22 protein-coding genes and 1 riboswitch are annotated in these 24099 nt (G+C 46.0%); of the genes, 8 read left to right on the forward strand and 14 right to left on the reverse strand.

Annotated features, from left to right (window positions below; all coding sequences use genetic code 11):
- Positions 1-5: 5 nt before the first annotated feature.
- The 9 genes from ACI3EW_RS14745 to ACI3EW_RS14785 form a co-directional block, all read right to left on the reverse strand.
- Positions 6-1514: a lectin like domain-containing protein gene (locus tag ACI3EW_RS14745; protein WP_405579434.1), complete on the reverse strand. Its 1509-nt coding sequence runs from the start codon at positions 1512-1514 to the stop codon at positions 6-8.
- Positions 1515-1683: 169 nt separating this feature from the next.
- Positions 1684-2853, reverse strand: coding sequence for a THUMP domain-containing class I SAM-dependent RNA methyltransferase (locus ACI3EW_RS14750; RefSeq protein WP_118297262.1), 1170 nt, complete (start codon positions 2851-2853; stop codon positions 1684-1686).
- A 401-nt stretch (positions 2854-3254) separates the two neighbouring features.
- Positions 3255-3569, reverse strand: a complete 315-nt coding sequence (locus ACI3EW_RS14755; protein WP_118531104.1) for a rhodanese-like domain-containing protein — start codon at positions 3567-3569, stop codon at positions 3255-3257.
- Between the two features lie 276 nt (positions 3570-3845).
- Positions 3846-4022 (reverse strand): hypothetical protein, encoded by a 177-nt coding sequence (locus ACI3EW_RS14760; RefSeq protein WP_182426430.1) that lies wholly within the window; start codon positions 4020-4022, stop codon positions 3846-3848.
- A gap of 160 nt (positions 4023-4182) precedes the next feature.
- A complete protein-coding gene (locus ACI3EW_RS14765) occupies positions 4183-5541 on the reverse strand; it encodes an MATE family efflux transporter (RefSeq protein ID WP_405579429.1) in 1359 nt (452 codons plus the stop codon).
- A 212-nt stretch (positions 5542-5753) separates the two neighbouring features.
- On the reverse strand, positions 5754-6446 hold the full coding sequence (locus ACI3EW_RS14770) for a FadR/GntR family transcriptional regulator (protein ID WP_118735688.1): 693 nt from the start codon (positions 6444-6446) through the stop codon (positions 5754-5756).
- A gap of 88 nt (positions 6447-6534) precedes the next feature.
- A complete protein-coding gene (locus tag ACI3EW_RS14775; protein ID WP_118735687.1) occupies positions 6535-7815 on the reverse strand; it encodes a TRAP transporter large permease in 1281 nt (426 codons plus the stop codon).
- 2 nt (positions 7816-7817) lie between these two features.
- On the reverse strand, positions 7818-8324 hold the full coding sequence (locus ACI3EW_RS14780) for a TRAP transporter small permease (protein WP_118735686.1): 507 nt from the start codon (positions 8322-8324) through the stop codon (positions 7818-7820).
- Between the two features lie 112 nt (positions 8325-8436).
- A complete protein-coding gene (locus tag ACI3EW_RS14785) occupies positions 8437-9543 on the reverse strand; it encodes a TRAP transporter substrate-binding protein (RefSeq protein ID WP_182432919.1) in 1107 nt (368 codons plus the stop codon).
- Positions 9544-9793: 250 nt separating this feature from the next.
- Between ACI3EW_RS14785 and ACI3EW_RS14790 the strand changes: the two genes are divergently transcribed.
- Complete coding sequence (locus ACI3EW_RS14790) at positions 9794-11047, forward strand: enolase C-terminal domain-like protein (RefSeq protein WP_405579424.1); 1254 nt, start codon at positions 9794-9796, stop codon at positions 11045-11047.
- Positions 11048-11247: 200 nt separating this feature from the next.
- Positions 11248-11345, forward strand: a riboswitch (THF riboswitch).
- 91 nt (positions 11346-11436) lie between these two features.
- Positions 11437-12018: a folate family ECF transporter S component gene (locus tag ACI3EW_RS14795; protein ID WP_118531108.1), complete on the forward strand. Its 582-nt coding sequence runs from the start codon at positions 11437-11439 to the stop codon at positions 12016-12018.
- Between the two features lie 103 nt (positions 12019-12121).
- Here the strand turns inward: ACI3EW_RS14795 and ACI3EW_RS14800 are convergent, their stop codons facing one another.
- The 3 genes from ACI3EW_RS14800 to ACI3EW_RS14810 all read right to left on the reverse strand — a co-directional run bounded on the left by ACI3EW_RS14800 (position 12122) and on the right by ACI3EW_RS14810 (position 15632).
- Positions 12122-12826: a C40 family peptidase gene (locus ACI3EW_RS14800; protein ID WP_118531110.1), complete on the reverse strand. Its 705-nt coding sequence runs from the start codon at positions 12824-12826 to the stop codon at positions 12122-12124.
- Between the two features lie 367 nt (positions 12827-13193).
- Positions 13194-13688 carry a DUF1700 domain-containing protein gene (locus ACI3EW_RS14805; RefSeq protein WP_405579420.1) on the reverse strand — a complete coding sequence of 165 codons (495 nt, stop codon included), beginning with the start codon at positions 13686-13688 and terminating at the stop codon, positions 13194-13196.
- Positions 13689-13694: 6 nt separating this feature from the next.
- The gene (locus ACI3EW_RS14810) at positions 13695-15632 is read right to left on the reverse strand and encodes a fructose-1,6-bisphosphatase (protein WP_118531114.1); all 1938 of its coding nucleotides are present in this window, start codon (positions 15630-15632) and stop codon (positions 13695-13697) included.
- A 398-nt stretch (positions 15633-16030) separates the two neighbouring features.
- Between ACI3EW_RS14810 and ACI3EW_RS14815 the strand changes: the two genes are divergently transcribed.
- The 4 genes from ACI3EW_RS14815 (at position 16031) to ACI3EW_RS14830 (ending at position 19193) form a co-directional block, all read left to right on the forward strand.
- Entirely contained in the window at positions 16031-16840 is an 810-nt protein-coding gene (locus ACI3EW_RS14815; RefSeq protein WP_118297270.1) for an MBL fold metallo-hydrolase, read from the forward strand.
- Positions 16841-16988: 148 nt separating this feature from the next.
- Complete coding sequence (locus tag ACI3EW_RS14820) at positions 16989-17537, forward strand: NUDIX hydrolase (RefSeq protein ID WP_118321907.1); 549 nt, start codon at positions 16989-16991, stop codon at positions 17535-17537.
- Between the two features lie 194 nt (positions 17538-17731).
- Positions 17732-18877, forward strand: a complete 1146-nt coding sequence (locus tag ACI3EW_RS14825) for a DUF4317 domain-containing protein (protein WP_405579415.1) — start codon at positions 17732-17734, stop codon at positions 18875-18877.
- A gap of 1 nt (position 18878) precedes the next feature.
- On the forward strand, positions 18879-19193 hold the full coding sequence (locus ACI3EW_RS14830; RefSeq protein WP_118650392.1) for an MGMT family protein: 315 nt from the start codon (positions 18879-18881) through the stop codon (positions 19191-19193).
- Between the two features lie 163 nt (positions 19194-19356).
- Here ACI3EW_RS14830 and ACI3EW_RS14835 read toward each other — a convergent pair whose 3' ends face one another.
- Together ACI3EW_RS14835 and ACI3EW_RS14840 are read right to left on the reverse strand one after the other, a co-directional pair.
- On the reverse strand, positions 19357-20751 hold the full coding sequence (locus ACI3EW_RS14835; RefSeq protein WP_118321904.1) for a YfcC family protein: 1395 nt from the start codon (positions 20749-20751) through the stop codon (positions 19357-19359).
- A gap of 55 nt (positions 20752-20806) precedes the next feature.
- Positions 20807-21757 (reverse strand): serine hydrolase domain-containing protein, encoded by a 951-nt coding sequence (locus ACI3EW_RS14840; RefSeq protein WP_118650393.1) that lies wholly within the window; start codon positions 21755-21757, stop codon positions 20807-20809.
- Between the two features lie 157 nt (positions 21758-21914).
- On the opposite strand from ACI3EW_RS14840, the gene ACI3EW_RS14845 reads away from it, so the two are divergent.
- Together ACI3EW_RS14845 and ACI3EW_RS14850 are read left to right on the forward strand one after the other, a co-directional pair.
- Positions 21915-22832, forward strand: a complete 918-nt coding sequence (locus tag ACI3EW_RS14845) for a LysR family transcriptional regulator (RefSeq protein ID WP_405579411.1) — start codon at positions 21915-21917, stop codon at positions 22830-22832.
- A 230-nt stretch (positions 22833-23062) separates the two neighbouring features.
- The gene (locus ACI3EW_RS14850) at positions 23063-24064 is read left to right on the forward strand and encodes an SH3 domain-containing protein (protein ID WP_405579408.1); all 1002 of its coding nucleotides are present in this window, start codon (positions 23063-23065) and stop codon (positions 24062-24064) included.
- Positions 24065-24099: the final 35 nt, after the last annotated feature.

Raw genomic sequence — 24099 nt, forward strand, 5'->3', positions numbered from 1 at the left:
TCTTCTCACTTTCCAATGATCCTGCTGTAGGCTTTCAGGCACACGTTGCATCCCTTTGACTCTTCGGTCCGCTCCCATGTGCCGCCATCAAAACTAATATACCCCTCACCGTCACTTATGTCAACATTTCCTGTCCGCCCGCTGCCTGCATACTCCACCGCCACCGGCTGCGTTGTCCCCGGCGTGTGGATCTTAACTGCCACAGCGAACGGCTCTCCTGCATTCACCGTCTGCGGTTTTGCCAGGCGGACCGTATAAAATCCTGCATCCGTGACCATGCCGAATGCCAGGACTTTTCCACTGTCCACCTGAAATTTCACACCGTTTTCCACATGTTCACGGAAACTGTCCCCGTCAAACACATACACTTCGTATTCCGTGTCCGGCGCCGTGGCATAAAATCCCACTGCCTCCAGCGTCTCCTCCGACTCTGCTGTATACACGTTCGCCATCCATGCGTCCGGCTCTCCATAGCCCATCTGACCGGTCCATCCGCAGAGATCACTCTGGTAATTCCTGTCATAATTATCCGACGGCTCGATCCCGCGATAGGAGATACTGCTCTCCGCGATCCGGCTGTCCTCGTAGGAGACATGAAAAAATCCACCATCCCCAAAGGTTTCTCCCCAGCTGTTGATGCAGAGAAACGCCCCGTCCGACTCCGGAGCTGATGCGAACTTTTCCTTCGGATAATCGTCATCCCAGCCGATGATCACGGTGTCATGGTTCGGCTCCTCGCTGCCTTTATAACAGACATTTCCGTCGCCCCCACGGTTTTCCGCCGGAAGATAGAGCGATGTCTGGACGCCTCCGTATAAAAATACCGCCCGTTTTACCGCGCCATAATCCTTCGCTTGCAGGATCCTGATCTCCTGGACATGACAGACCGGTGCAAGACCGTCCGGTGAGGTGCTGTCCCCATATGGATCGTCCGCCTCCGAGACAGGTCCCTGCCAGGCGAGAAGGTAGGCCATCGCCATACTGTAATCCCCGCCGGAATTCTGACTGATTCCGAAGCTGTTGTGGATCGACATATGGTCCGCCGAGAGCGGCACTGCCATGGATTCCGGCATGGACGTCTCCACCGCCTTTAATGCCGCGAATGCCCAGCACGTACCGAGATCTCCCTGGTCGGAAACACGGATCGCCCGGTGTTCCCTCAGATCGTAGGATGACGGGAGTTCTATAAACTCCTGCTCCCCGGATCCATCTGCGGAAATTTCACTGTCCGCATCCATGTATTTCCGGTCAGCTCCCGTTTCATCTGTACTGTTCGCTCCGGCATCCGTCAGTGTTTCTTCCCCATCAGCTGCAGCGTCAGAATTCTCCGTGACGCTCAGATCAGGCTTCTCTGCGCTGTTTTCCTGATGGTCATCGTCCACTACGAGGTCGATCCCTGTCTTTGCCAGATCCAGGATTTCTGTCCTCGCAGCAAAAACCATGCCTGCTGCCAACACTGCGACCGCTCCGGGCCACAGACCGCTCCCACGTCTTTTCCTTCTTCGGCTTCTCATCTTCTCCGTCTTACCCACATTCCGCCTGCAATCGGCATTTTCCCTGTCCTGCATGGCAGGTTACGATCAAAAATCCATTCCTGGTCGGCTGCGCCGATGGGATTTTCACCTTCAAGCCTGTGCTTTATTACGGTCAGCGCAACAAGTGCGCAGACCTGCTGAGCAGTTATCACTGCTCTTCTTTTCTCTCCTCACGTTTCCTTGCCGGTGGCTTCGGTCCCAGGAACTGGTAGAAATACGTCTTCATCATACCATTATAGATCTTCCGGTTCTTATCCGCCTTGCGTCCGAAATAGCGCTCGGTATCTTCATACGCCGTGATGATATAAGCTGACCAGGAATCAAGCGCCGCGAAACGCTCTCCGATCGTCTTATATAACTCCGGCAGGTTCTTCTTCTCCTCGATTCGCTCCCCATACGGCGGGTTTGTGATCAGGAATCCGTATTTTTTCGGATGGCTGAGCCCACTCACCGGACGCTGCTGGAAATGGATCAGTTCGTCCACGCCTGCTGCCTTCGCGTTCGCTCTCGCTGCACGGATGATGTCCCCGTCAATGTCGTAGCCCTGGATATCCGTCTGGACAGAAAGATCCACAAGATCGTTCGCCTCGTCCATCGCATCATACCAGCATTTTCTCGGGATCAGATGTTTCCAGTCCTCGGAGAGGAATTCCCGGTTCATGCCCGGCGCCATATTCGCTGCGATCATCGCCGCCTCGATCGGGAAGGTTCCGCTTCCGCAGAACGGATCCACGAGGATCCGGTCGCTCTTCCACGGAGTCAGCATGATGAGTGCCGCCGCCAGCGTCTCCGTGATCGGCGCCTTACTTGTCAGGGTCCTGTAACCGCGCTTATGCAGGGATTCTCCGGTCGTGTCAAGCGCTACCGTCACCGTGTCCTTGTGAAGGAATACGCGCAGCGGGAAGCTTGCACCGCTCTCCGGGAACCATTCGATCCCATATGCCTTTTTCATCCTCTCGACCATGGCTTTTTTCATGATGGACTGGATATCAGACGGGCTGAAGAGCTTGCTCTTAATGGAGGAAGCTTTCGCGACCCAGAATTTCGCATCCTTCGGGAGATATTCCTCCCACGGGATCGCGCGGGTCCCCTGGAACAGTTCCTCGAAAGTCTCTGCATGGAAACTGCCGACCTTTAAAAGTACGCGCTCCGTTGTTCTGAGGAAAATATTGGCACGGCAGATCGCCTCCGCGTCGCCGATAAATGTCACACGCCCGTCTTCCACCTGGCTGACCTCATATCCAAGGTCCAGGATTTCTTTTTTCATCACTGCCTCCAGGCCGAAATGGCATGGGACGATCAATTCAAATGTATTCAATCTGATTTTCTCCGTTCTGATGTATCGCGCAGCTGCTCACGTAACTGTTCAGTACCCTCACACCTACAGGAACAACCTCCCCCGGAGCTTCCCTTCGGATGCATGGCAACTTACGAGCAAAAATCCATTTTAAATTCGCAGCCACTTTATTTTCATAGTTTCATTCCATCCGTATCGTTCGCCGGATGGCTGTATTCCATTTAATTTTAAGGGTTCGCAGTCACCCTGTCAATCCCTGTAAAACTACAATCCAGGCTTCCTGTCCACGGTACAGGAGTTTTCTGACCATGCAAAGCACCCGTGACCGTGACCATATCATGCCAAGCATTCCATACGGAATTTTTTTCGATAATCGACAGTCCTACCCTGCCAAATCATCACTTTCTTTTCTTCCGGAACTTTTACTCCCGGCATCCCACATAATATTTTCCCCTGTAATAATGCAGTCCTCCCAGTGCATTCACCGCATCATACCCGCGTCCCGCGAGTTCTCTCGCCGCGAGCAGACTCTGCCCTCCGTAGGCGCAGTAGATGACCACAGGACGGTCTTTTGTGATCTCTGCCTCCACTTCATCCAGCTGTTCATAAGGCAGGTTCACAGCCCCCAGGAGATGCCCTGCCTCATATTCCTTCTGTTCCCGCACATCCAGCAACGTGAATGTCCGCTCCCCGTCCAGAAGTTGTTCCAGCTGCTGCATCGAGATCGTCCGAAACATATTCCTTCTCCTGAAACATATCCTTAATTTAAAATATGCCGGGCGGCCCGGACATGGTTCCTTTCTGCACAGTCAATTCCAGCACATTTCAATGCTTTATGCAGCTGCCGTGAACCGTTCTGTGTCCGCATAACGTCTGAAATCATATACCTTTCGTCTGCAATAACCGCAAAAATGGCGGCAGGATCACCCCACCGCCATTCTTATCAGATCTGACTGTTCGACCACGCAATCTTTCCACACAGCTTCCTGCACAGTCAGACCGCCGCATCTTTTTTATCTTTTGCAGTTTCTCCCATTGTCCGTAGAGTCCTTAGAACTGTTCTTCGAACGGTTCTGACTGTTATTCTCCGAACGGTTCTGGCTGTTTCTGCTCTGGTTCTTTGTCTTGTCGTAAGTCTCAGACCCACTGTTTTTCATGTTGTCGTCCATATCATAGCTGTTTCTTGCCATTTTTTTCGTACCTCCTGGAGTTGTTGTTCCACGGCCGCCTGTAAGACGCACCGGCGGAAATATTTTGCTGCGGCATCCTCTGCCGCACCTGCATTCTCTAGTATGGTCCGAACCTGAACTTTTATGCACCGCTGTCCATGATCTTTTCAGGCAACATCTTTTATGCCGTTTCCCCAAAAAGCACTTTTAATTTTTTCATACAATGAAAGAAAGCCGGGATCAGGAACGCATCCGCAAAGATCCATGCAAGCGGACTCGCAAAACATGCCGGAAGGAATCCGAACACCGGAACAAGGCAGAAGCCAACGAGAGACCGTGCAGCCATCTCGCAGACACCGGCCAGGATCGCAAACGTCGAAAATCCCATTCCCTGGATCGTAAAGCGGACCACATTCACAAACGTCAGTGGAATGTAGAACATACTGTTTCCGATCAGGAACATCGCCACACGACCGATGATCTCCGTCTGATCCGCGTCCATAAAGAGAAGCGCGATATACTTTCCGCCAAAGAACAGGATCACAAACGCGATCAGGGAGTAGACGATACCGATCAGGCTTGCCGCCTTCAGTCCCTCTTTCACACGGTCAAGCTTCTTCGCACCCACGTTCTGTCCCGCGTAAGTCGCCATGGTTCCACCCAGAGCATCAAACGGACAGCAGAAGAACATACTGACCTTGCTTCCCGTAGAAACGGCCGCAACCGCCATAGAACCCAGAGAATTTACCGCAGTCTGGAGCACAACGCTGCCGATGGCCGTGATGGAATACTGAAGTCCCATAGGAATCCCCATGCTGCAGAGTGTGCCGAGCATGCGTCCGTCCGGCTTCCACTCTTCGTCTTTCATATGAAGGATCGGATAGTGCCGGATCATGTAGATCAGACAGAGCACTGCCGAAATTCCCTGCGAGATTACCGTAGCCAGAGCCGGTCCGCCCACACCCATGCCGAGTCCCAGGATCGTAAAGAAATCAAGACCGATGTTCAGGAGGGACGATAACAGCAAAAAGTAGACCGGGGTCTTGCTGTCGCCAAGGCTTCGGATAATTCCCGCCAGCATATTATAAAGGTAGGTGACCGGGATTCCAAGGAAGATCACAAAAATATAATCATATGCACCCTGTATAATATCCTCCGGCGTATTCATCCACTGTAAAATATTCATGCAGAATGCGCCCACGACCGTCGTCATGACCACCGCGAACACCGCCGAAAGCCATCCGGCGTTCGCCACGAACTTTCTCATTCCCTTGTAATCTCCCGCACCGAACTTCTGCGCCACCGGGATTGCAAATCCGCTGCAGGCACCGGTACAGAAACCGATGATCATAAAGTTGATCGACCCCGTCGATCCAACCGCCGCCAGAGACGATACTCCCAGACATTTTCCGACAATGATCGTGTCTACCATGTTATAAAATTGCTGAAAAAGAAATCCCAGCAGCATCGGAACCGCGAAACTTAAGATCAGCTTCATTGGCGATCCGACTGTCAGATCCTTTACCTCACTTTTCTGCATATGTAATTCTCCTGTGTCTCAAATTTGAAATATCCTGCATCAAAATTTCATATTTTGTCAAACTTTGATGTATTATAAATCAGTGATAACAAAATGTATATGCATCAAAGCACCAAAAAAGTGTACGATTTTACTTTTAGATTCGTCAAAAGCGCTTTTAAACATAAAGGATGTTAGACCATACAATGATTTAACATCCTTTATATTATCCACTATTCCGTTTGTACAAAGTTCTCTACTCTTTTTTTAACATCATCATGTTCATCCATAAGTTTCTTTGCCTCTTTTGCATCATGTCGCGCAATTGCGTCTGTGATAAGAAAATGATAATAAATTCCACCAAGAAATCCAAATTTATCATTTCCATATGTCAGCATATTAGGATTTCCCAATATTTGATGTATTATATTTGAAATAATCGGATTTCCATATGCCTCGGCAATCGTTATATGAAATTCCATTTCCTTCTGATTATATAACAAAGAGTTCCCAATTGCGTTATGTTGTTCATAGTTAATCTGACGAAGTTTCTTAACCAGCTCCGGTGTCGCATTTTGAGCTACCGCATATGCAATCTCCGGTTCTATGAGTTTTCTCGCTTGTAGCCAGGTCAGATAATTTTTCATTTCAATTTTTTCTACCGACCCACTTGCATTGAGTATTCGTTGATCCGGAAGATATACCTGATCTAAGCATACAAATGTTCCTTTTCCCCGCTCACTTTTAAGTATTCCCAAAACATTGTATCTTTGAATTGCACTGCGAATACTGGTACGGCTATATCCCAATTCTCTACACAATTCATTTTCCGATGGTATTTTTTCTCCAATCGCCCAACTTCCATCATCAATTTTACTCTTCATGTATTGCATAATATGATCTATCACATTTTCAGGTTTGTCCATATATATAACTCCTTTTAAATGAGTTTTTATGTCTCTATTCTAAATGTATAGATTCTAAAACGCAAGTCCTTACGAAAAAATGCTTATCTTATGCTACCAGCGTTGGAAGAAATGTTGATATTGCCGGAATATATGCCACAAGCATCATTACAATGAAGAAAAGAAGAATCAACGGCCACATTTCTTTTACGAGCTTCGCCAAGGAGATCTGACCAACCGAACTTGCAATAAAGAGAGTCGCACCGACAGGCGGAGTAATTCCACCGAAAATAAATGTCAGAACCATAACCATTCCAAAATGAATCGGGTCAAATCCGAAGCTCGCCGCCAATGGCTGGAAGATTGGTACCATAATGATTGCCGCCGGAGTCGTATCCATAAAGCAGCCGATGATCATCATAGCGAGGATCATTAGGAACATAATAATATAAACGTTTGTTGTAAGTCCAGAAATCCATATGCTTAACTTATTCGGAAGCTGTAAAATCGCAATACAATAGCTGAAAGCACTTGTTGCTGCAAAAATTAGAGAACTCTGTCCAACTGTAAACGCTGTAGATTTAATTGTTTCGATCATATCATGAAAATGAAATTCTCTGTAATAAAATACACCAATAATAACGCCATACAGACCAGCGACAGCACCAGCCTCTGTTGCGGTAAACACACCTGATAATGTACCGCCAATAATAATCACTGGCATAATCATAGCCGGAATGGCATCCTTCGCTGCAACAAGAAGATTATGGGAATTAAACTTTGGCCGATAGTTACCATCGCAGTTCTCCGGATCAGTCTTTGCTTTATAAAGACAATATATCATTTGTGATACGGATACCATAATTCCAGGAATCATTCCAGCCACAAACAATTTACCACAAGAAATCCCCGTAATAGAAGAATAAAGTACCATTAGAATGGACGGAGGGATAATGGAACCAATCGTCGCTGACGCACATGTAATAGCTGTCGAATATGATTTGCTGTATCCTGCCTCCGTCATCCCCCCAATCTCCATGACGCCTAAAGAAGCAACGTCTGCAGAAGTTGAACCCGAAATTCCCGCAAACATAGTTGATGCGAGGACATTTACCAAAGCAAGACCGCCTGGCAAGAATCCTACAATTTCTGAGGCGAATTTAAAAATTCTTCTTGTAATTCCACAGCGGTTCATAATTTCTCCTGCGAAAATATATAACGGAATCGCCATCAAAGTAAAAGAATCAGCGCCAGCAAACATGCGTTGCGGAATTGTGAGGATATCAGTTCCTCTCGTTAGCAGATACAGCATGGAAGAAATTCCCATAACAGCTGCAACCGGAACTCCAATCAGAAGGAGTGCAAAAAAAGATATCAACAATACTGACATATTTACATTTCCTCCTCAATATTTTTCTTATGTTTTTTCAATCCCAAATGAAATTCTATTATGTTAATAGCAGATTCTAATACAATACCCGCACATCCAAATGCCATAATTCCGTATGGAATCGCCATTGGAATTTTCATTGCCGATGAAGAAACCGAAATATTCAGTATTGCCATACGACACGTATATATTGTGGTGATTCCAAAAAACACCACCATTAAAAAACGTCCAAATTGTGCAATTATTTCCTGTATCTTTTCAGGGAACATGCCTGTGAAAAAATCCACATGAATATGACGATCCTCCCTCGTTGTAAAGATTGCTCCCAAGAATATAATCGATACGAAACAATAACGTCCCATTTCCACAGAAAAGACAATCGGGCTATTAAAGAAATAACGCATAATAACATTCAGATTGGTTATTCCAAACATCATCAAAAACAAAAAAATAATTACCCATAACAATAATTCATCTATGACTTTCTTTACCCTCTTCAACACTTCCATCGCGAAATTCCTCCACTGACATCAAACAGAATATCCCTAAAAAAATCAGGTGGGCAGACTTGACACCGCCCACCTGTACATGCGAATCAATATTCACAAGTTTTATCCAAAATCACTTATTCTTCTGTACCAGCTCAAATAATTTCTTTGCCTCGTCGGACTGCATAAAATCATATGCGTTGTAATCAATCATCGCGCGCATGGATTCAACATCAGAATCAACGAATGTCATCTTTTCTTCCAATGCCTTACGGTTTTCAGCATCAGAAGTCTTGGTAGATTCCAAACCATAATGGGAGGCGTCCAGACCCGCCTGCAATAATAAGTTCTTTTCATCATCGTTTAATTTATCGAAAACAGATGCCGACATTGAGAATGTTGTAGGAGCGTTCAGATGGTTTGTCTTATTGAAGTATGGTGCAACCTCAAACCACGACAAATGTAAACAGCCATCCGGAGTATTCTCAACGCCATCTACGACGCCAGTATCTATTGCTGTGTAAATCTCACCAGTTGCTAACGGAGTTGGAGCTGCCCCTAACATACGGAATGTATCTACATACAGGGAAGATTCCGGAACTCTCATCTTGAATCCCTTTAAATCATCAACACTATTGATTGGTTTTGTTGTGTACATATTACGAAATGCCATTACATAATATCCAAGGTTCTGTACTTTCGCAACGTTGCGAAGCTGTTCAGACGCGTATTCGCCCGCCTCGCTTTCAAGCACTTTTTGTACCTGATCATAATCATCATACATATACGGAAGAATCAGTGCGCCTAACTGAGGAATAGAGTTTACATAGAATTCAACTGCAATTACTGCCATATCCAGTGTACCGGCCGTTAATGCCTCCAGATTCTGCGCCTCAGTTCCCAGTGCAGAGCCCTCAAATACATCTACTTTCATCCTTCCATCAGAAAGCTCTTCTACTTTATCAGCAAAATGGTGAGTCACATCTGCCAGTGCGCTTCCGCTAGGTGCTGTTGTTGATAAAGAAAATGTATGTTTTTCAACATTTGATGCATCAAACTGATATGTGTAGTCTTCTCCCTCCGATGTTTTCTTTGTCTCATTGGTTTCTGCTTCTGATGAGATTTCCGCAGTTGCCACAGTTGTCTGGGATGTCGTCGTAGTTGACGCATTGTTTAGACATCCTGTCATGGACATTGCCGCCATTGCCGCTGCTAAAACGATTGCCAATTTTCTTTTCATAACATTCCCTCCATTGAGTTTTTGCATTTATTTGTAATACAAGTTAATAGTACCACGTCTCATGTTGTGTGTCAATATTCCAACGTCGCTCTGCGCATTTTTATGCATATAGTGCATTATTCTCCCATTTTTTTGGACATTATGCACTATTTTTATCTTTTTTTGTTTTTTGCTTGTCTTTTATTCGAAAATCATTTATAGTGAACTTGTATTACCTATATTGCATTTGACTTCATAAGGAGGAAATATTATGCTTCCAAAAATCCGTTCCGTCCAGGTCATCGAAACTGCTCCCGGCGGTATCAATCTTCTCGTTGTAAAAGTAGAAACAACCGAACAAGGCTTATACGGTCTTGGCTGTGCTACCTTTTCATATCGTACAGCTACTATTAAAAATCTGATTGAACAGTATATTGAACCATTACTGATCGGTCGTGATGTAGACCGTATCTCCGATCTCTGGCAGCTTATGCATCAGAATGCATACTGGAGATCTGGTCCAATTGAAAACAATGCGATCTCCGGTGTTGACATGGCGCTCTGGGACATCAAGGGAAAAATGGCAAATATGCCCGTCTATCAGCTATTGGGCGGGAAACTCCGAGACGGTATCCCGGTATACCAGCATGCTGACGGTGGAACCATCGAAGAACTGATTGATAATGTTGAAAAGTATCAGGAGATCGGGCTTCGCTACGTGCGATGCCAGAACGGAATCTACGGTGGAACTCCATTCGGCGAGCCTCCGAAGCAGGCAGCAAAAGGCGCTCAGATCGGCACCTACATTGATTCTCCGGAATACATGCAGAACACAATTAAAATGTTCGAAAAGCTTCGTTCCCACTTCGGTGATTCTCTGGAGTTCATCCATGATGTCCACGAACGCATCAATCCGATCGAGGCACGACGTTTTTGTAAAGAAATGGATCAGTTCCGACTATTCTTCTTAGAAGATGTCGTTTCACCGGAAAATATCAGCTGGCTGAGAGAGATCCACAACTACTGTACAACGCCTTTAAGCCACGGCGAACTGTATGTGAATAACAATGAATGGCACAATGCCGTGATCGATCGAAGCGTCGATTACCTCCGCGCTCACATTTCCGATATTGGAGGAATCACTCCTGCGCTCCGCATGGCCGCGTTCGCCGCAGAGTTCGGCGTTCGTACCTGCTGGCACTGCCCGCCGGATCTGTCTCCGGTTGCAGCTTCCGCGCTTATCAATATTGATCTTGCGATCCCGAACTTTGGTCTTCAGGAGTGGAGCGGAGTCCGGACATATGACTTCCTTCAGCAGAGTAAAGGCCACGACGCGGATGAAGCGCTGCATGAAGTATTTAAAAACATGCCGGAGTACGGAAATGACGGCTTTGTATACGGAAATGATCTTCCGGGTCTCGGCGTAGAGATCGACGAAGAAGCCGCTAAGAAATACCCGCCGGCACATCCGGTAACCACATGGACACAGACAAGAAACTTTGACGGTTCCCTCCAGACACCGTAGTTTAAGTTTTTAGAGGTGAGAAAAATCCCCATTTCTCACCTCTTTTTCATATCCGCACTCACAGTCTCTCCATTACAATCGTCATTTCTGGTGACTTATCCCATTTTCCCCGACCCGTCAAAGTTCTTCTTTACAATCTTCCCATTTCATGATACTGTAATGGCATCAGAGCGCCAACCGCCCTGAAAATCAAACAAACATGCAGAGTAGACGTGTGCGCGTCAAGTGCCCGCCAGACAGGGAGTTGCTGGCAGGACGAAGGGAATTTCCCGCGGTGCACATATCGCATCCCGCTGCATCAGAAGATAGTTTGCAGATACCTTTTGTGTCTGTGACCGTTCGATTATCTCCTGTTGTGGTCCGAAAATCTGCAAAGGAGGTATTTTTTTATGCAAAACAGCTCGAACGACCTCTTTTCCAGGATCTATGAATCATCCCGCGAATTTAAAAAGGTCACAACCATCACCACCTGCGCCATGTTCGGTGCCCTCGCCGTTGTTCTCGGCTACTATTCCTTAAAGATCACACCCAACTTAAAGATCGGCTTCGGCTCGATCCCGAACATGCTCGTGGACTACCTCTTCGGCCCGGTCGTCGGCTGTCTCTTCGGAGGCGCGATGGACGTGATCAAATTCATGCTGAAACCGGACGGCGGCTTCATGCCCGGTTTTACCTTTGATGCCATGCTGGCCGCATTCCTCTACGGATTGTTCTTCTATAAAAAGAAGCTCTCGCTTCCGAGGATCCTCACAGCCAAACTCGTTGTGATCATCATCTGCAACATCATCCTCGCGACCTACTGGCTGACGCTTCTAAATGGAAAAGGTTTTCTCGCACTTCTGCCTGCCCGCGCGATCAAAAATCTGATCCAATGGCCGGTGGATTCCCTGATCTTCTTCCTTGTGGCGAAAACGCTGGAACGGGCCGGAGTATTTCGTCTGATCCTGCACGCGGGGTACCGAAAAAAATAGCTTTCTTTCACCGTTTTACCGCCATAGATGCAAAAACCTCCCTGACGTTTTCTATTCGTCAGGGAGGTTTTTTTATCCTTTTATCCTTTATCCAATTTTCAGGTTAGTCACCAAGTACATTCACGATCCTCACTGGTGTACGGTAGTTCCATCTGGAAACCTTAATTCCGGTCTTCTCTGTGGAGGCATGTACGATCTGTCCATTTCCGATATAGAGGGCAACGTGGTTGATCCTCTTTCCGGAACCATAGCTGATAATATCACCCGGGCGCATCTCGGAGCTGCTTACCACACGACCCATACGGGACTGTCCGCCGGAAGAATGCGGGAGCTCTACGCCTGCTGCGTGACGCATTACATAGGAAGTAAATCCGGAACAGTCAACACCGGTATTCGGATTTGTTCCACCGTATTTGTAACGGTTTCCTACAAACTGAAGTGCATATGTAACAATCTCGGAGCGGAGGTCATCCTCAACATCGACCTCTGCCTCTAATACTTCCTCGTCATCCGCATTTTCCTCATCTGCGTCTGCCTCTTCTGCCTCCGCACTGTCAGCTGCAGTATCGTCTGTGTTTTTCTCTTCGGAAGCTGTATCGGTATTCTCTTCAGAACTCTCTGTCGTTGTCTCTGTCTGCTTGTCCTTTTCTAACGGATTTCCGTTTTCATCGAGGTGGATGATCGTTACTACTTTTTTATTTTCATTCACTGCAGTCTGCTCATCCGCGAAGGAAACGATCGGAAGCGCTGCGGTTAAAGCCATACATAAACAGGTGATCTTTAAAGTTCTGAAAAGTTTATTTGTCATTGAAATCCTCTTATTTTAAAGCTTTCATAGTTTGTAAGGTTTGTTACAAATATGTTACGTTTTGTTACAAACAAATTATATTTCCTATGGCCTCTTTTGTCAATAAAAACAAAGGAATTCATAAACTCTTAATAATTTAGGCGAAAATCACCAGTTTTGTGGCAAAAATGCGGCGCTCCCAACAGAGAACGCCGCACCTGTTTACATAACTTATTTCAATTGTAACATCCTGTAATCTGTTGATTCTTTCAGTAAAATCAAGGCTTTTCAGACATTTCCGGCTTTAAATTCATGAATCGGTCCACCGTTTTCCGTGCCTGCATCTGCAGCTCACAGCTCCGACTGCCTGTTCATTATATTTACTTTGCTATCTTCCCCGGAAATTCTTAACGATCCAGTAAATGATCAGGCACATCAGGATCGGTCCTGAAAACCGGATCAGGAGATAGAACACGCCGCCCATAATGCTGAACACTACGGAGATCACAAGAAACAGGATCACAACAAGGGCCAATTTCCAGTACCACTTATTCAGATCGAAATAATGGATATTCGGCGCGGAGCCGTTCTGATAACTTCCCTGGCTGTAAGTGCTTCTTCTGTCGTCGTCCCGCGAGGACGCATCCTCAAAGCTTCCATGACCATCTCCGGTCTCTCCCGCAGCCTCCGCGGAATTGATGATCGTGCGCGCCACGATATTCGGCTCGCCGATCTCCTCTATGATCTCGTCCATGGTACGTCCTTTCCCGAGTTCCTGGGAAAGATAATCCGCGTAATAATTTAGGTTCTCGCGGATCACGGACGCCGGGACTTCACCCGAAAGCGCGTCCTCTAAGCGTCTTAAAAATTCGTCCTTGTTCATGCAATTCTACTCCAGTTTTTCTTTAATGATGCCGCCTCTGTATGCTGCCACAAGTTCCTTCAGGTCCGCGATCTTTGCCGCAAGTTCTTTTCCGGTATCGGTATCCGCGACCATCACACGTTTTTTCATTTTCTCTACGATCGTGACCTTCGGTGTATTTTCATGATCCCTGTCAAACGGTTTGTGCTCCGCAAGCGCCAGATGATGGGAATTGAAGATCAGGGTATAACCTGCGATCCCCGTCTTTGGCTGGTAGGACTTGGAAAGTCCGCCGTCGATGACGAAGAGTTTTCCGTTTCCCTTGATCGGGCTCTCACCATCCTTTAATTTTACCGGTACATGTCCATTGATAATGTGGGAACCTTCCACCGGAAGTCCGAACTCCTTGAGAATCTTATTACAGAATTCCTCTTTTTCACTCAGTTTATAATACGGGTTCATATTTTCCTTCGCAGCTGCCTTGTCAGCGACAAAGTAGTTCTCAAAGGTTGCCATATTGTCCTTTCCGTATACCGGGGACTTCGGACCGCACCATAAATACCACATAAAGTCACGGTACCAGTCTTTCGTCGGGTCATCCTCTGGCAGGAAATATGCCATCTTCACCGCGTCCTCGATATAGTCGAGCAGACGTTTTCCGGAATAGATGATCCCTTTCAGCTTCAGCTCCTCGAAGGTACCGTCCTCTTTCATCGGGATGCAGCCATGGTACAGCAGGTTTCCGTTGCACCTCTTGTACATTGCGCCGTGGGAATATACGAAACGGATATGACGGTGAAGTGTCTCACTGTGGTGGAACGAGAGCGCCAGATTGTAGATCAGCTCCTGCTCTTCCTTTGTGAATTTTAACGGATCCTTCGGATCGATCGTCGGGAAGTTCATATCCAGCATCTTGTAATCTTTTCCGTGGATATTTACTGTTCCTTTTTCAAAGTTGATATGTTCCAGATGGATCCGGTCATTGATCTGATAGTCCGGATGGCGTTTCGTGATCTGACCTTCCACCTTGAACTGGATCACTGTGATCGCTTTGTGCATCTTCGCAGCAAGACCCGGATCTACTGCGTCGTAGATATTTTCATCCAGGATCTTCGGCATGAACCGCTCACACGGATCATCCTTATAAACTTTCGCCGCAAACATGGATAAGGGGCGAAGGTTGATCCCATATCCATCCTCCAGGACATCGAATCCATTGTAACGGATCGCAATCCGGAGCACGTTGCAGATGCACGCCAGGTTGCCGGTCGCCGCACCCATCCAGGAGATATCATGGTTGCCCCACTGAATATCCACGTCGTGGAAGTGCATGAGCTCATTCATGATAATGTCCGCGCGCGGTCCACGGTCAAAGATATCACCGATAATGTGAAGGCTGTCCACTGTCAGGTTCTGGATCAGGTTGCAGAGTGCCATGATGAACTGGTCACCCATCTCGATGTCGATGATGGAGTGGATGATCTCGTCATAGTAAACTTTCTTATTATCATCATTGTAGTCCACATGAAGGAGCTCATCGATGATATAAGCGAATGCCGGCGGCATTTTTTTACGAACTTTCGATCTCGTAAATTTCGAGGAAACCTCTTTACAGATGCGCACCAGACGGTAGATCGTAATTCTCTGCCAGTCTTCTGTAAATTTTCCCGCTTTCTGGATCTTCCGGATATTCCGCTCCGGATAGTAGATCAGGTTTGCAAGAGCGATCTCCTCTTCGTCCGAGATCACATACCCGAAGGTCTCCGAGATCTTCTCGCGGATAATACCGGACGCACTGCGGAGCAGGTGAATAAACGCTTCGTATTCCCCGTGCAGGTCGCTGAAGAAATACTCGGTTCCTTTCGGAAGTCCGCGGATCGCCATCAGGTTGATGATCTCACTGGAGGCCGCTTTCACAGTCGGATACTCTTTTGCAAGCAGCTTCAGATAGTCCAAATCTCTCATTGTCTCTGTTTTCCTCCCTGCGATTTCCCGGATATTTAAATCCTGTTACAGTACACAGCACCTCCGTCTGTGCTCCGCAGCGGAATTTTGCCGATGATTCGCATTCCAAATCGGCCAACTCTGCACTAATTACTGTATGGTAGAGAATTTTCATTTTAGAAACTTTCGGCCATGAAAAACAACAGCTTTTTTCTGGTTTTTGCGGAGCTTTTCATGCTCTTCTTCCACCTTACAGGTTAAAAATTTAACCGCCCGGGAATTGCTTTTCCATTTATTTTATAGTAACATATTCATATTCAAAACTCAACCAAAGAATCTGGTGTCCGGCCGATGCAGACAGTGATGATCGCCGATCTGGACGGCACGGCACTTATGAGCAGGAAGAAAAGGAGATTTTCATGGACAGCGAGCTTCTCTACGTTTTTGGTACCGGAAATGCCACGGTTACCAACCTTTATAATACATGCTTTGCGCTCCGCGACGGGGACGAATATTTTATGGTGGATGCCGGCGGCGGAAACGGGATCTTAAAGATCCTGGACAACATGCAGGTTCCCTTAGAGCGGATCCACCACATTTTCGTGACCCACGCCCACACAGACCATGTACTCGGCATCGTCTGGATGATCCGCATGATCGCAACAAAGATGAAAAAGGACCAGTATATCGGGGACGCCCACATTTACTGCCACGCAGAGTTGATCGAGACGATCAAAACACTCTGCCGCCTGACGATCCAGGATAAGTTTTACAACATGATCGGTGACCGGATCCATCTGGAGGAAGTGAAGGACGGGGAGACGCGCCATATTTTAAGCTATGATGTGACGTTCTTCGATATCCACTCCACGAAATTAAAACAGTTCGGCTTTACGCTGACATTAAATAATGGAAGAAAACTCACCTGTGTCGGAGATGAGCCGTACAATCCGGACTGTGAACAGTATGTGCGCGGCAGTGACTGGCTGCTCCACGAGGCGTTCTGCCTCTATGCGGAGCGCGATATCTGGAAGCCGTATGAAAAGCATCACAGCACCGTGAAGGACGCCTGTGAACTTGCGGAGTCTCTCGGGATCCCGAACCTCGTTCTCTGGCACACGGAGGACAGCAATGTTGCCGGAAGGGAACGTCTTTATAAGAGTGAGGGAAAACGCTATTACAGCGGAAATATTTATGTACCGGATGATGAGAGCTTAATCGCATTATAGTGAGGCTGATCGCAGTATGGCATTCTGCTCTCCGTCATCTTTTGTCTGCCTGAACATTTTGCCGGTTCGGCAATTCGTTAAATTGTTCTGTCCCCTTGCGCAGACTGGATTTTAGGTTATATTTGTCCTGATTTAGGAGGAAAAGGTTATGTCGATTAAACCGTGGATCTGCAACGGATCCAAAACGATCATAAAGGACCGCTGGATCGATCTTCACGCCGACGACTGTGCGCTGCCGGACGGCACGAAGATCTCTCCATTTTATGTAAATGATGTGCCGGACTTTGTTGTCGTGGTCGCTGTCACCGTTGACGGGGACTTTATCTTCGTGCGCCAGTACCGCCATGGAACGCGACAGATCCTTTTGGAGCTTCCTGCCGGATGCATGGAGCCGACAGATGCGGATCCCGCAGCCGGGGCTGCGAGGGAACTCTTCGAGGAGACCGGCTATGCCGGAAGCGAGCCGGTATTTCTCTGCAAGGTCGCGCCAAACGCGGCGTGTATCAGCAATTTCGCCCACTGTTATCTGATCACAGACTGTAAGAGGGTCAGCGGACAGCATCTCGATGCCACCGAGGATCTGGAGATCGTCGTGATGTCCGCCGAGGAAACGAAAAAGCTGATGACAAACGGCGGGCTTGTACAGGCGGTTCATGTGGCTGCAATGTATTATGCGGAGAAGCTATTAAATAAGTAGATGTCTTCACAGCTATTTATTTGCCAGCTGCCTTTCATTCTCCTGTGCTCGGCACAACAGCTGCACATCGCTGTCAATCAGGATTTATCGATCATCAATGATTTTTTCTCCAGCCATACTTTCATCTTCCATTGCATTTACAGCAAAACGTAAGATCCTTTATGACTGGAATTTGTTTGAAAAGGATACATATTATGAATAAACGTGAAATTTCAGAAATAAAGAAGCAATTCAAGAAGGACAACAACGCCATCACCCGCATCTGCGGATGCTACGTTGATGCCGAAAAGCAGATCAAAACGACCTTAAAGGAGGCGTTCTTCGCCCTGTCCGAGGAGGAGATCTTTAAATACTACGAGATCTTCAAGAAATCCCTGTCCGGGGGAATCGGAAAAAATCTCCATAATCTGGAGTACTCGATCCACGACGAAGGTCCGGACAGCGCCCACGAGCTTCTCATGAAACTCCGTGATGAAAAACTCGCGGACGACGAGACTGTGGATAGCTTCTATAATAAGGTGATCGAAAATTATGAGTACGGAGAAAATTACTATATCATCCTGATCCACAGCGCCTACGATGTTCCGGGGAAAGCGTCCGACAACGAGGAAATGTTCGACGCATCCGAGGAGGTCTACAACCATATCCTCTGCTGCATCTGCCCGGTAAAGCTCTCCGAGCCCGGTCTTTCTTATAATGAAACGACCAATGCAATTGAGGAGCGCCCGCGGGACTGGTGGGTACAGACCCCGATGACCGGATTCCTGTTCCCTGCATTTAATGACCGCAGCAGCGATATTCACAGCGTCCTGTATTTCTCAAAAAACCCGGAGGAGCTCCACTCTGAATTTATTGATGCCTGCCTCGGTGCGCCGACACCGATCTCCTTTAAGTCCCAGAAAGAAGCGTTTCAGGAGATCCTGACCGATACGCTGGGAGAGGAATGCAACTATGAGACTGTCCGCCAGATCCACGAAAACCTTACGGAGCTTGCGGAGGAGCATAAGGAAGACGAAGTTCCGCTGACTCTCACAAAGCCGGAAGTAAAAGATCTTCTCGAAAAGAGTGGTGTGGAGCCGGAACGTCTGGAGCACTTTGATAAAGTCTACGAGGAAGCTGCCGGAGAAAATACCGCGATCCTCGTCCCGGCCATCACAGGAACCGGAAAGTTTGCCGTGAAGACACCGGACGTAGACATCAAGGTCAATCCGGATCGGTTAGATCTTGTAGAAACGAAGTTCATCGGCGGCCGCCGCTGCCTTGTGATAGCGGTCGAGGACAACGTGGAAGTCAACGGCATGCCGGTGAAAATGTGGGAAGAGCAGAAGGAGACGCAGTAATATGGCAGCATCCGCCCGTTTCACTGAAGATTTCGCATACGAAGTCCTGTCCGTAGTCGCGGAGATTCCCGAGGGAACCGTCGCCACCTACGGCCAGATCGCCCGTCTCATCGGCAGGGACAAAAACTCCCGCCTCGTGGCCCGGGTCCTCTCCCACGCCTCAAACTACGGAGATTTTCCCTGCCACCGCGTCGTAAACCACGCCGGCCGCCTCGTCCCCGGCTGGCCGGAACAGGCATTTCTGCTGCGACAGGAAGGCGTGGAGCTGAAGGACGCGATGCACGTGGACCTCAAAAAATATCAATGGGAATGCTGATTTTTGACTGTCAGCATTCCCATTTTTCGTTTCTAGTATTTCGAGCAGCAATACCAGCAAGCTTAAAACTTTATCGGCAACGTTCTTGCTAAGTTTATATGTAATGAATGTGTCATAGACTTCACAAGATCCTACTGCTAATAGTTCATGATCCATTCTGCTTCTAACTATATTGAATCACAGACGCAAAAGCTACAATTATCATTGCTACTACTGCCCAAATAGCAAATAGTTTAAGCATAAATCTCATCCAACGATCATATGGTATATTGGCCATTCCAATAAATCCCATAAGTGCTGATGAATGCGGTAGAATATAGTTGCTCAATCCATCTCCAAAGTTAAATGCAAGAACAGCTGTCTGTCTGCTGACTCCTACCATATCCGCAACCGGAACCATAATCGGCATGGCAACGGCTGCCTGTGCATTTCCCGCGACAATAAAAAAATTGGTGACAGTCTGAAGAATATACATTCCCGGAGCACGCAGAATATATGGAAGATATCCAATTCCCTGTGCCAATGAACGTACAACGGTATCCAGAACATGACCTTCTGACAGAATCAAAGTTGTCGCACATCCCATTGCAATAATAATTGCAGGCTCTGTCATGTCCTTCATTCCTTTTATGTACTCTTTAGCAATGCGGCTTGGTCCAAAACCATACAACAGCCCAGAAGCCACTGACATATACATAAATACAACCGAAACTTTTGCAAGCCCCCATTTATAGTTCGCACAGCCATAAATCAATACAATAAAGAATGCAAGGATCGTCAACAACACAATTACATGTTTTTTATTCATTTTTTGAAAATCATCTATTGTTTTTGCCTCATCTGTATTGTTTGTCTGTAAACCATACATAACACTTTTTCTGGGATCTGCCTTAATTTTTTTTGCATAGGAAATAAGATAAATGTCTGTAACGACCAGAAAGATCACAAAGCTTATACAGCGAAGCCAAAGACCTGAGAACAGTGGAAGCTCCGCTATTTCCTGCGCGATTCCAGTAGTATTTACATTAAAAGTACCCGTAGAAAATCCAATTGCTCCTCCCAAGCAGATCATCCCGCATCCAACAACTGCATCAAACCCAAACGCAAGTGCAACCATTACTCCTATCGGTGCAAAACCAATAAATTGGTTATTAGCCATAGTTGTTGTCGCCAATGCAAAAATCAAACTAAATGCAGGAATCAGCCAGGTTTCTTTGCCTGCAAAGCGTTTTGCCATTTTGGCTGTTAAAGCCTCAAACGCTCCTGTCGCCAAGATTACGCCAAATGCCCCTCCGATTATAAAGATCGAAAAAACAACCGTAGCATTTTTAGCCGCAGAGTTCATAATCTGTTCGGGTACACGCCATAAAGCTACCGGAGTATTGGGTACAAACTTAAATGTATCTGGATCTACTACCGTCAAGCCAGCAGAGTTCTCATAGCGGGCATATTCTCCTGCGGGAATCACATAAGTCATAATACATGCAAATAACAATACACAGATGATAATAACGTACGAATGCGGAAATTGAATTTTTTTTCTTGATTCACTATTCATATATTTTCCCCCAAACAAACTGTATATAAAACTTGTTATCAATTGTGTTCAAATATTAAATACTCTCTTTCAAAAGAGGAATGACATGATCCCATACACTGTCTAAAAGTGCCTGATTATTAAAATCATGAGACATGATTGCAATGCAGGCGTCAAGATCAGGAATTACTATGAGGTATTGTCCTCCCCATCCATAGCCACGAAATGCATTATCACGAGCACATCTCCAGAAAAAATATCCATATCCGGCTTTTTCATCCACGCCAAGCTTTTCTCCCGGAATATCATTTGATATCAAATTAGAAGTTGCTGTATTGATCCACGCTTCTGATACAAGTTGTTTACCATTCCAATTACCCTTGTTTAAAAGCAACTGACCAAATTTTGAAAGCTCATATGTATTTAAATGAAGTCCTCCACAACCAAGAGTATATCCTGCGGTAGACTGAAACCATTGCGGATTAATAATATCCAACGGATCAAATAATCGAGGCACAAGATAATCTCTCAAATTTTGACCTGTTCGATCCTGGATGATAACCGAGCAAAGATATGGTCCAAAATTATTATACTTCCAATGTGTTCCTGGAGCATATGGCACATCAAATGACAATGCGTATTTTACCCAGTCTTCTCCTCTAAGCTCATCACGTCCTGGATATTTAGGATCTCCTGAATATCCCTGAAGTACAAAATAATCATGCCCTGTTGCCATCATTATCATATCTCTAATTGTAATATTCATTAGATTGTCTGATGGATGATCTGGAAGTTTATCTTTAAAAATAACAGCAGGTTTTTCATCCAGAGACAAAATTCCCTCTTCTACAGCCATGCCGATTGCAACGCTTAAAAAACTTTTACTGACTGAATGTATATTGTCTCTACGATTATCTCTCCAATCAAATCTCCCTATTTCCTGATTATGTTGACGCACTACAATATGATATGTTTCAATTTTCTTTTTTATAATACTTTCCACGTATTTTTGCAGATTTAATGTCATTATTTTTCACCATCTCTTTCTATTGGATAGTTATCTGTTTATTTTTTTACAAATATATTTGTATGATTGAATTATACGGCAATACAGTGTATAATACAAATCAAATATATATTATATATCCGATAAGAAAATGCTTATATAGAAATGAGGACCGAGTATGAATGATTATCACATGGAATATATAACTCTATCCGCAATCAAAAAAACAGGTAATATTACTGCTGCTTGTAAAACCTTATTTATATCGCAGCCTGCACTCAGTCAACGGCTATCATCTATAGAGGCCAATATAGGTTGTCCTGTATTCAATCGTGATGTCACCCCTTTAAAAATAACTTTTGAGGGAGAATTATACTATGACAAACTGAAAAAATTTGTTCTGATGGATAAAGATTTCAAAAATCAACTATACGAACTTAAGCAAAATAATACCGGACGTATTACTCTTGCAATGTCACCCATGCGCACCCAGCTATTTTTAGTCCCTTTAATGCTTCAAATGAAGCAGCGTCTTCCTAATGTTGATTTTAAACTGGTTCATGGCAGCAATCGGGAAGAGCTGTATCAACTTGTACTTGATGGTTCCGCTGATTTTATGATCAACAGTGTCTTTTATCCTTCTCTTCAGCAAATCAAGTTATGTACCGGCGAAGAATTACTTGCACTTCCTCCTTCTCATCCTTATGCAAAAAAATTTGCCGGGAAAAGTTGGCGAGAAGCACCTGCTGTTTCACTTCACGCTTTTTCTAATGATACCTTTATTCTCCATTATGCTTCTCAAGGCGGCAGAAAGCTTAGTGAGCTTGTTTTTCAAAGTGAAAATTTTTTTCCAAGCAAATATTTTGAGGTATTTGACTATTATACTATACTTCAATTAATTCAAGCTGAAATGGGATGCTCCGTACTTACATCCACCAATATCGCAGCTTTAAGTTCTTCTTTCAATATAACGTACCTGAGGCCTTTGCATAGAGTTATTTGCCCTTTATACATCTCATTTCGAAAAGGAATGTATCTTACAAGCGCTATGAATGAATTTGTCTCTCTTTGTAAATCTGTATTTTCAGACTGCTAAGACTTCCCATACCTAAAATGCGATTCACACCTTATTGGTGTTAAAAGTTTTGGTTAGATTATTCAAACTCCAGCCCGCTTTAAACAACAATCAGCTTCCGTTCTCTGTTTGCTACACTAACTTGACAATTTTCTTCATTTTTGATATATTGTTTTTGTAATAATTTTGTAATATTTGAAACAATTCCCGTAATACAAGCGGGATATTCAACTGATATGAGGAAATTTTGCATGAGAAAATTACAGAATCTGATTCCTGACTTTTCAAAGAAGCTTCTTTTAAAAGCGGCTGCCGCCGCATCTGTCCTGTTCCTTTCCACCGCATTCCCGGCTTTTCCATCTCTCGCCGCATCCGCCTACGACAATCTTGCCGTGGCAAATGTGACAAGTGAACCGTTAAATATGCGGACGAAACCGTCCACGGACGGAGAGATCGTCGGAAAGTGTTACCGTGGAGCGGGCGGAACCGTATTAGAGAAGAAAGATGGCTGGACGAAGGTCCGTTCCGGAAAAATTGAAGGATGGATGAGCGACAAGTATCTGCTCTTTGGAGCAGATATCGAGCCGTTAGCAAAAGAGCTCGGTCTCTTATCCGCAAAGATCACCGCAACGACCTTAAATGTCCGCGAGACCCCAACCACAGATTCCGCAATCTTAAAACAGGCGGCTGAAGGCGATTCCTTCCCTGTCTTAAGTGAATCTGACGGCTGGGCAAAGGTTCAGCTCTCCGCCGACACAAACGGCTATATTTCCAGTAAATATGCCTCCATTGGCCCGGTTCCTGCTGCCGCTGTCGACGCAAAGGAAGAGTCCGCAGCGCTGAGCGCATCCGGAAACGGAACCTCTGCGGCACCGTCCTATGTGATCTCCGCCACCGCAGATGAGATCTACCTGATGGCAGCCTGCGTCGCGATGGAGACTGGCGATGACCGCTATGAGGACCAGCTCGCCGTGGCAAGCTGCATCGTAAACCGTGTAAAATCCAAAAAGTGGGGCAAAACGATCTCCGACGTGATCTACGCCGACGGCCAGTTCCCCGGCGCGACCTCCGGCCTGTTGGACAAATACCTGGCAAAAGGCCCGTCCAAGTCCTGCATAAAGGCCACCAAAGATGCTCTGGCCGGCTCCAACAATATCGGCGACTACCTCTTCTTCAAAGCCGCCAAACGCGCCTCAACCGGCAGTTATTCTTCCTATAAAATTGTTGGCGGAAACTGTTTTTATAAAAAATAATATTTGATCTGCGAAATCTGCCGCCGGTCATCTCT

Source organism: Pilosibacter rotomagensis, from assembly GCF_045062245.2.
Lineage (GTDB): Bacteria > Bacillota > Clostridia > Lachnospirales > Lachnospiraceae > Pilosibacter.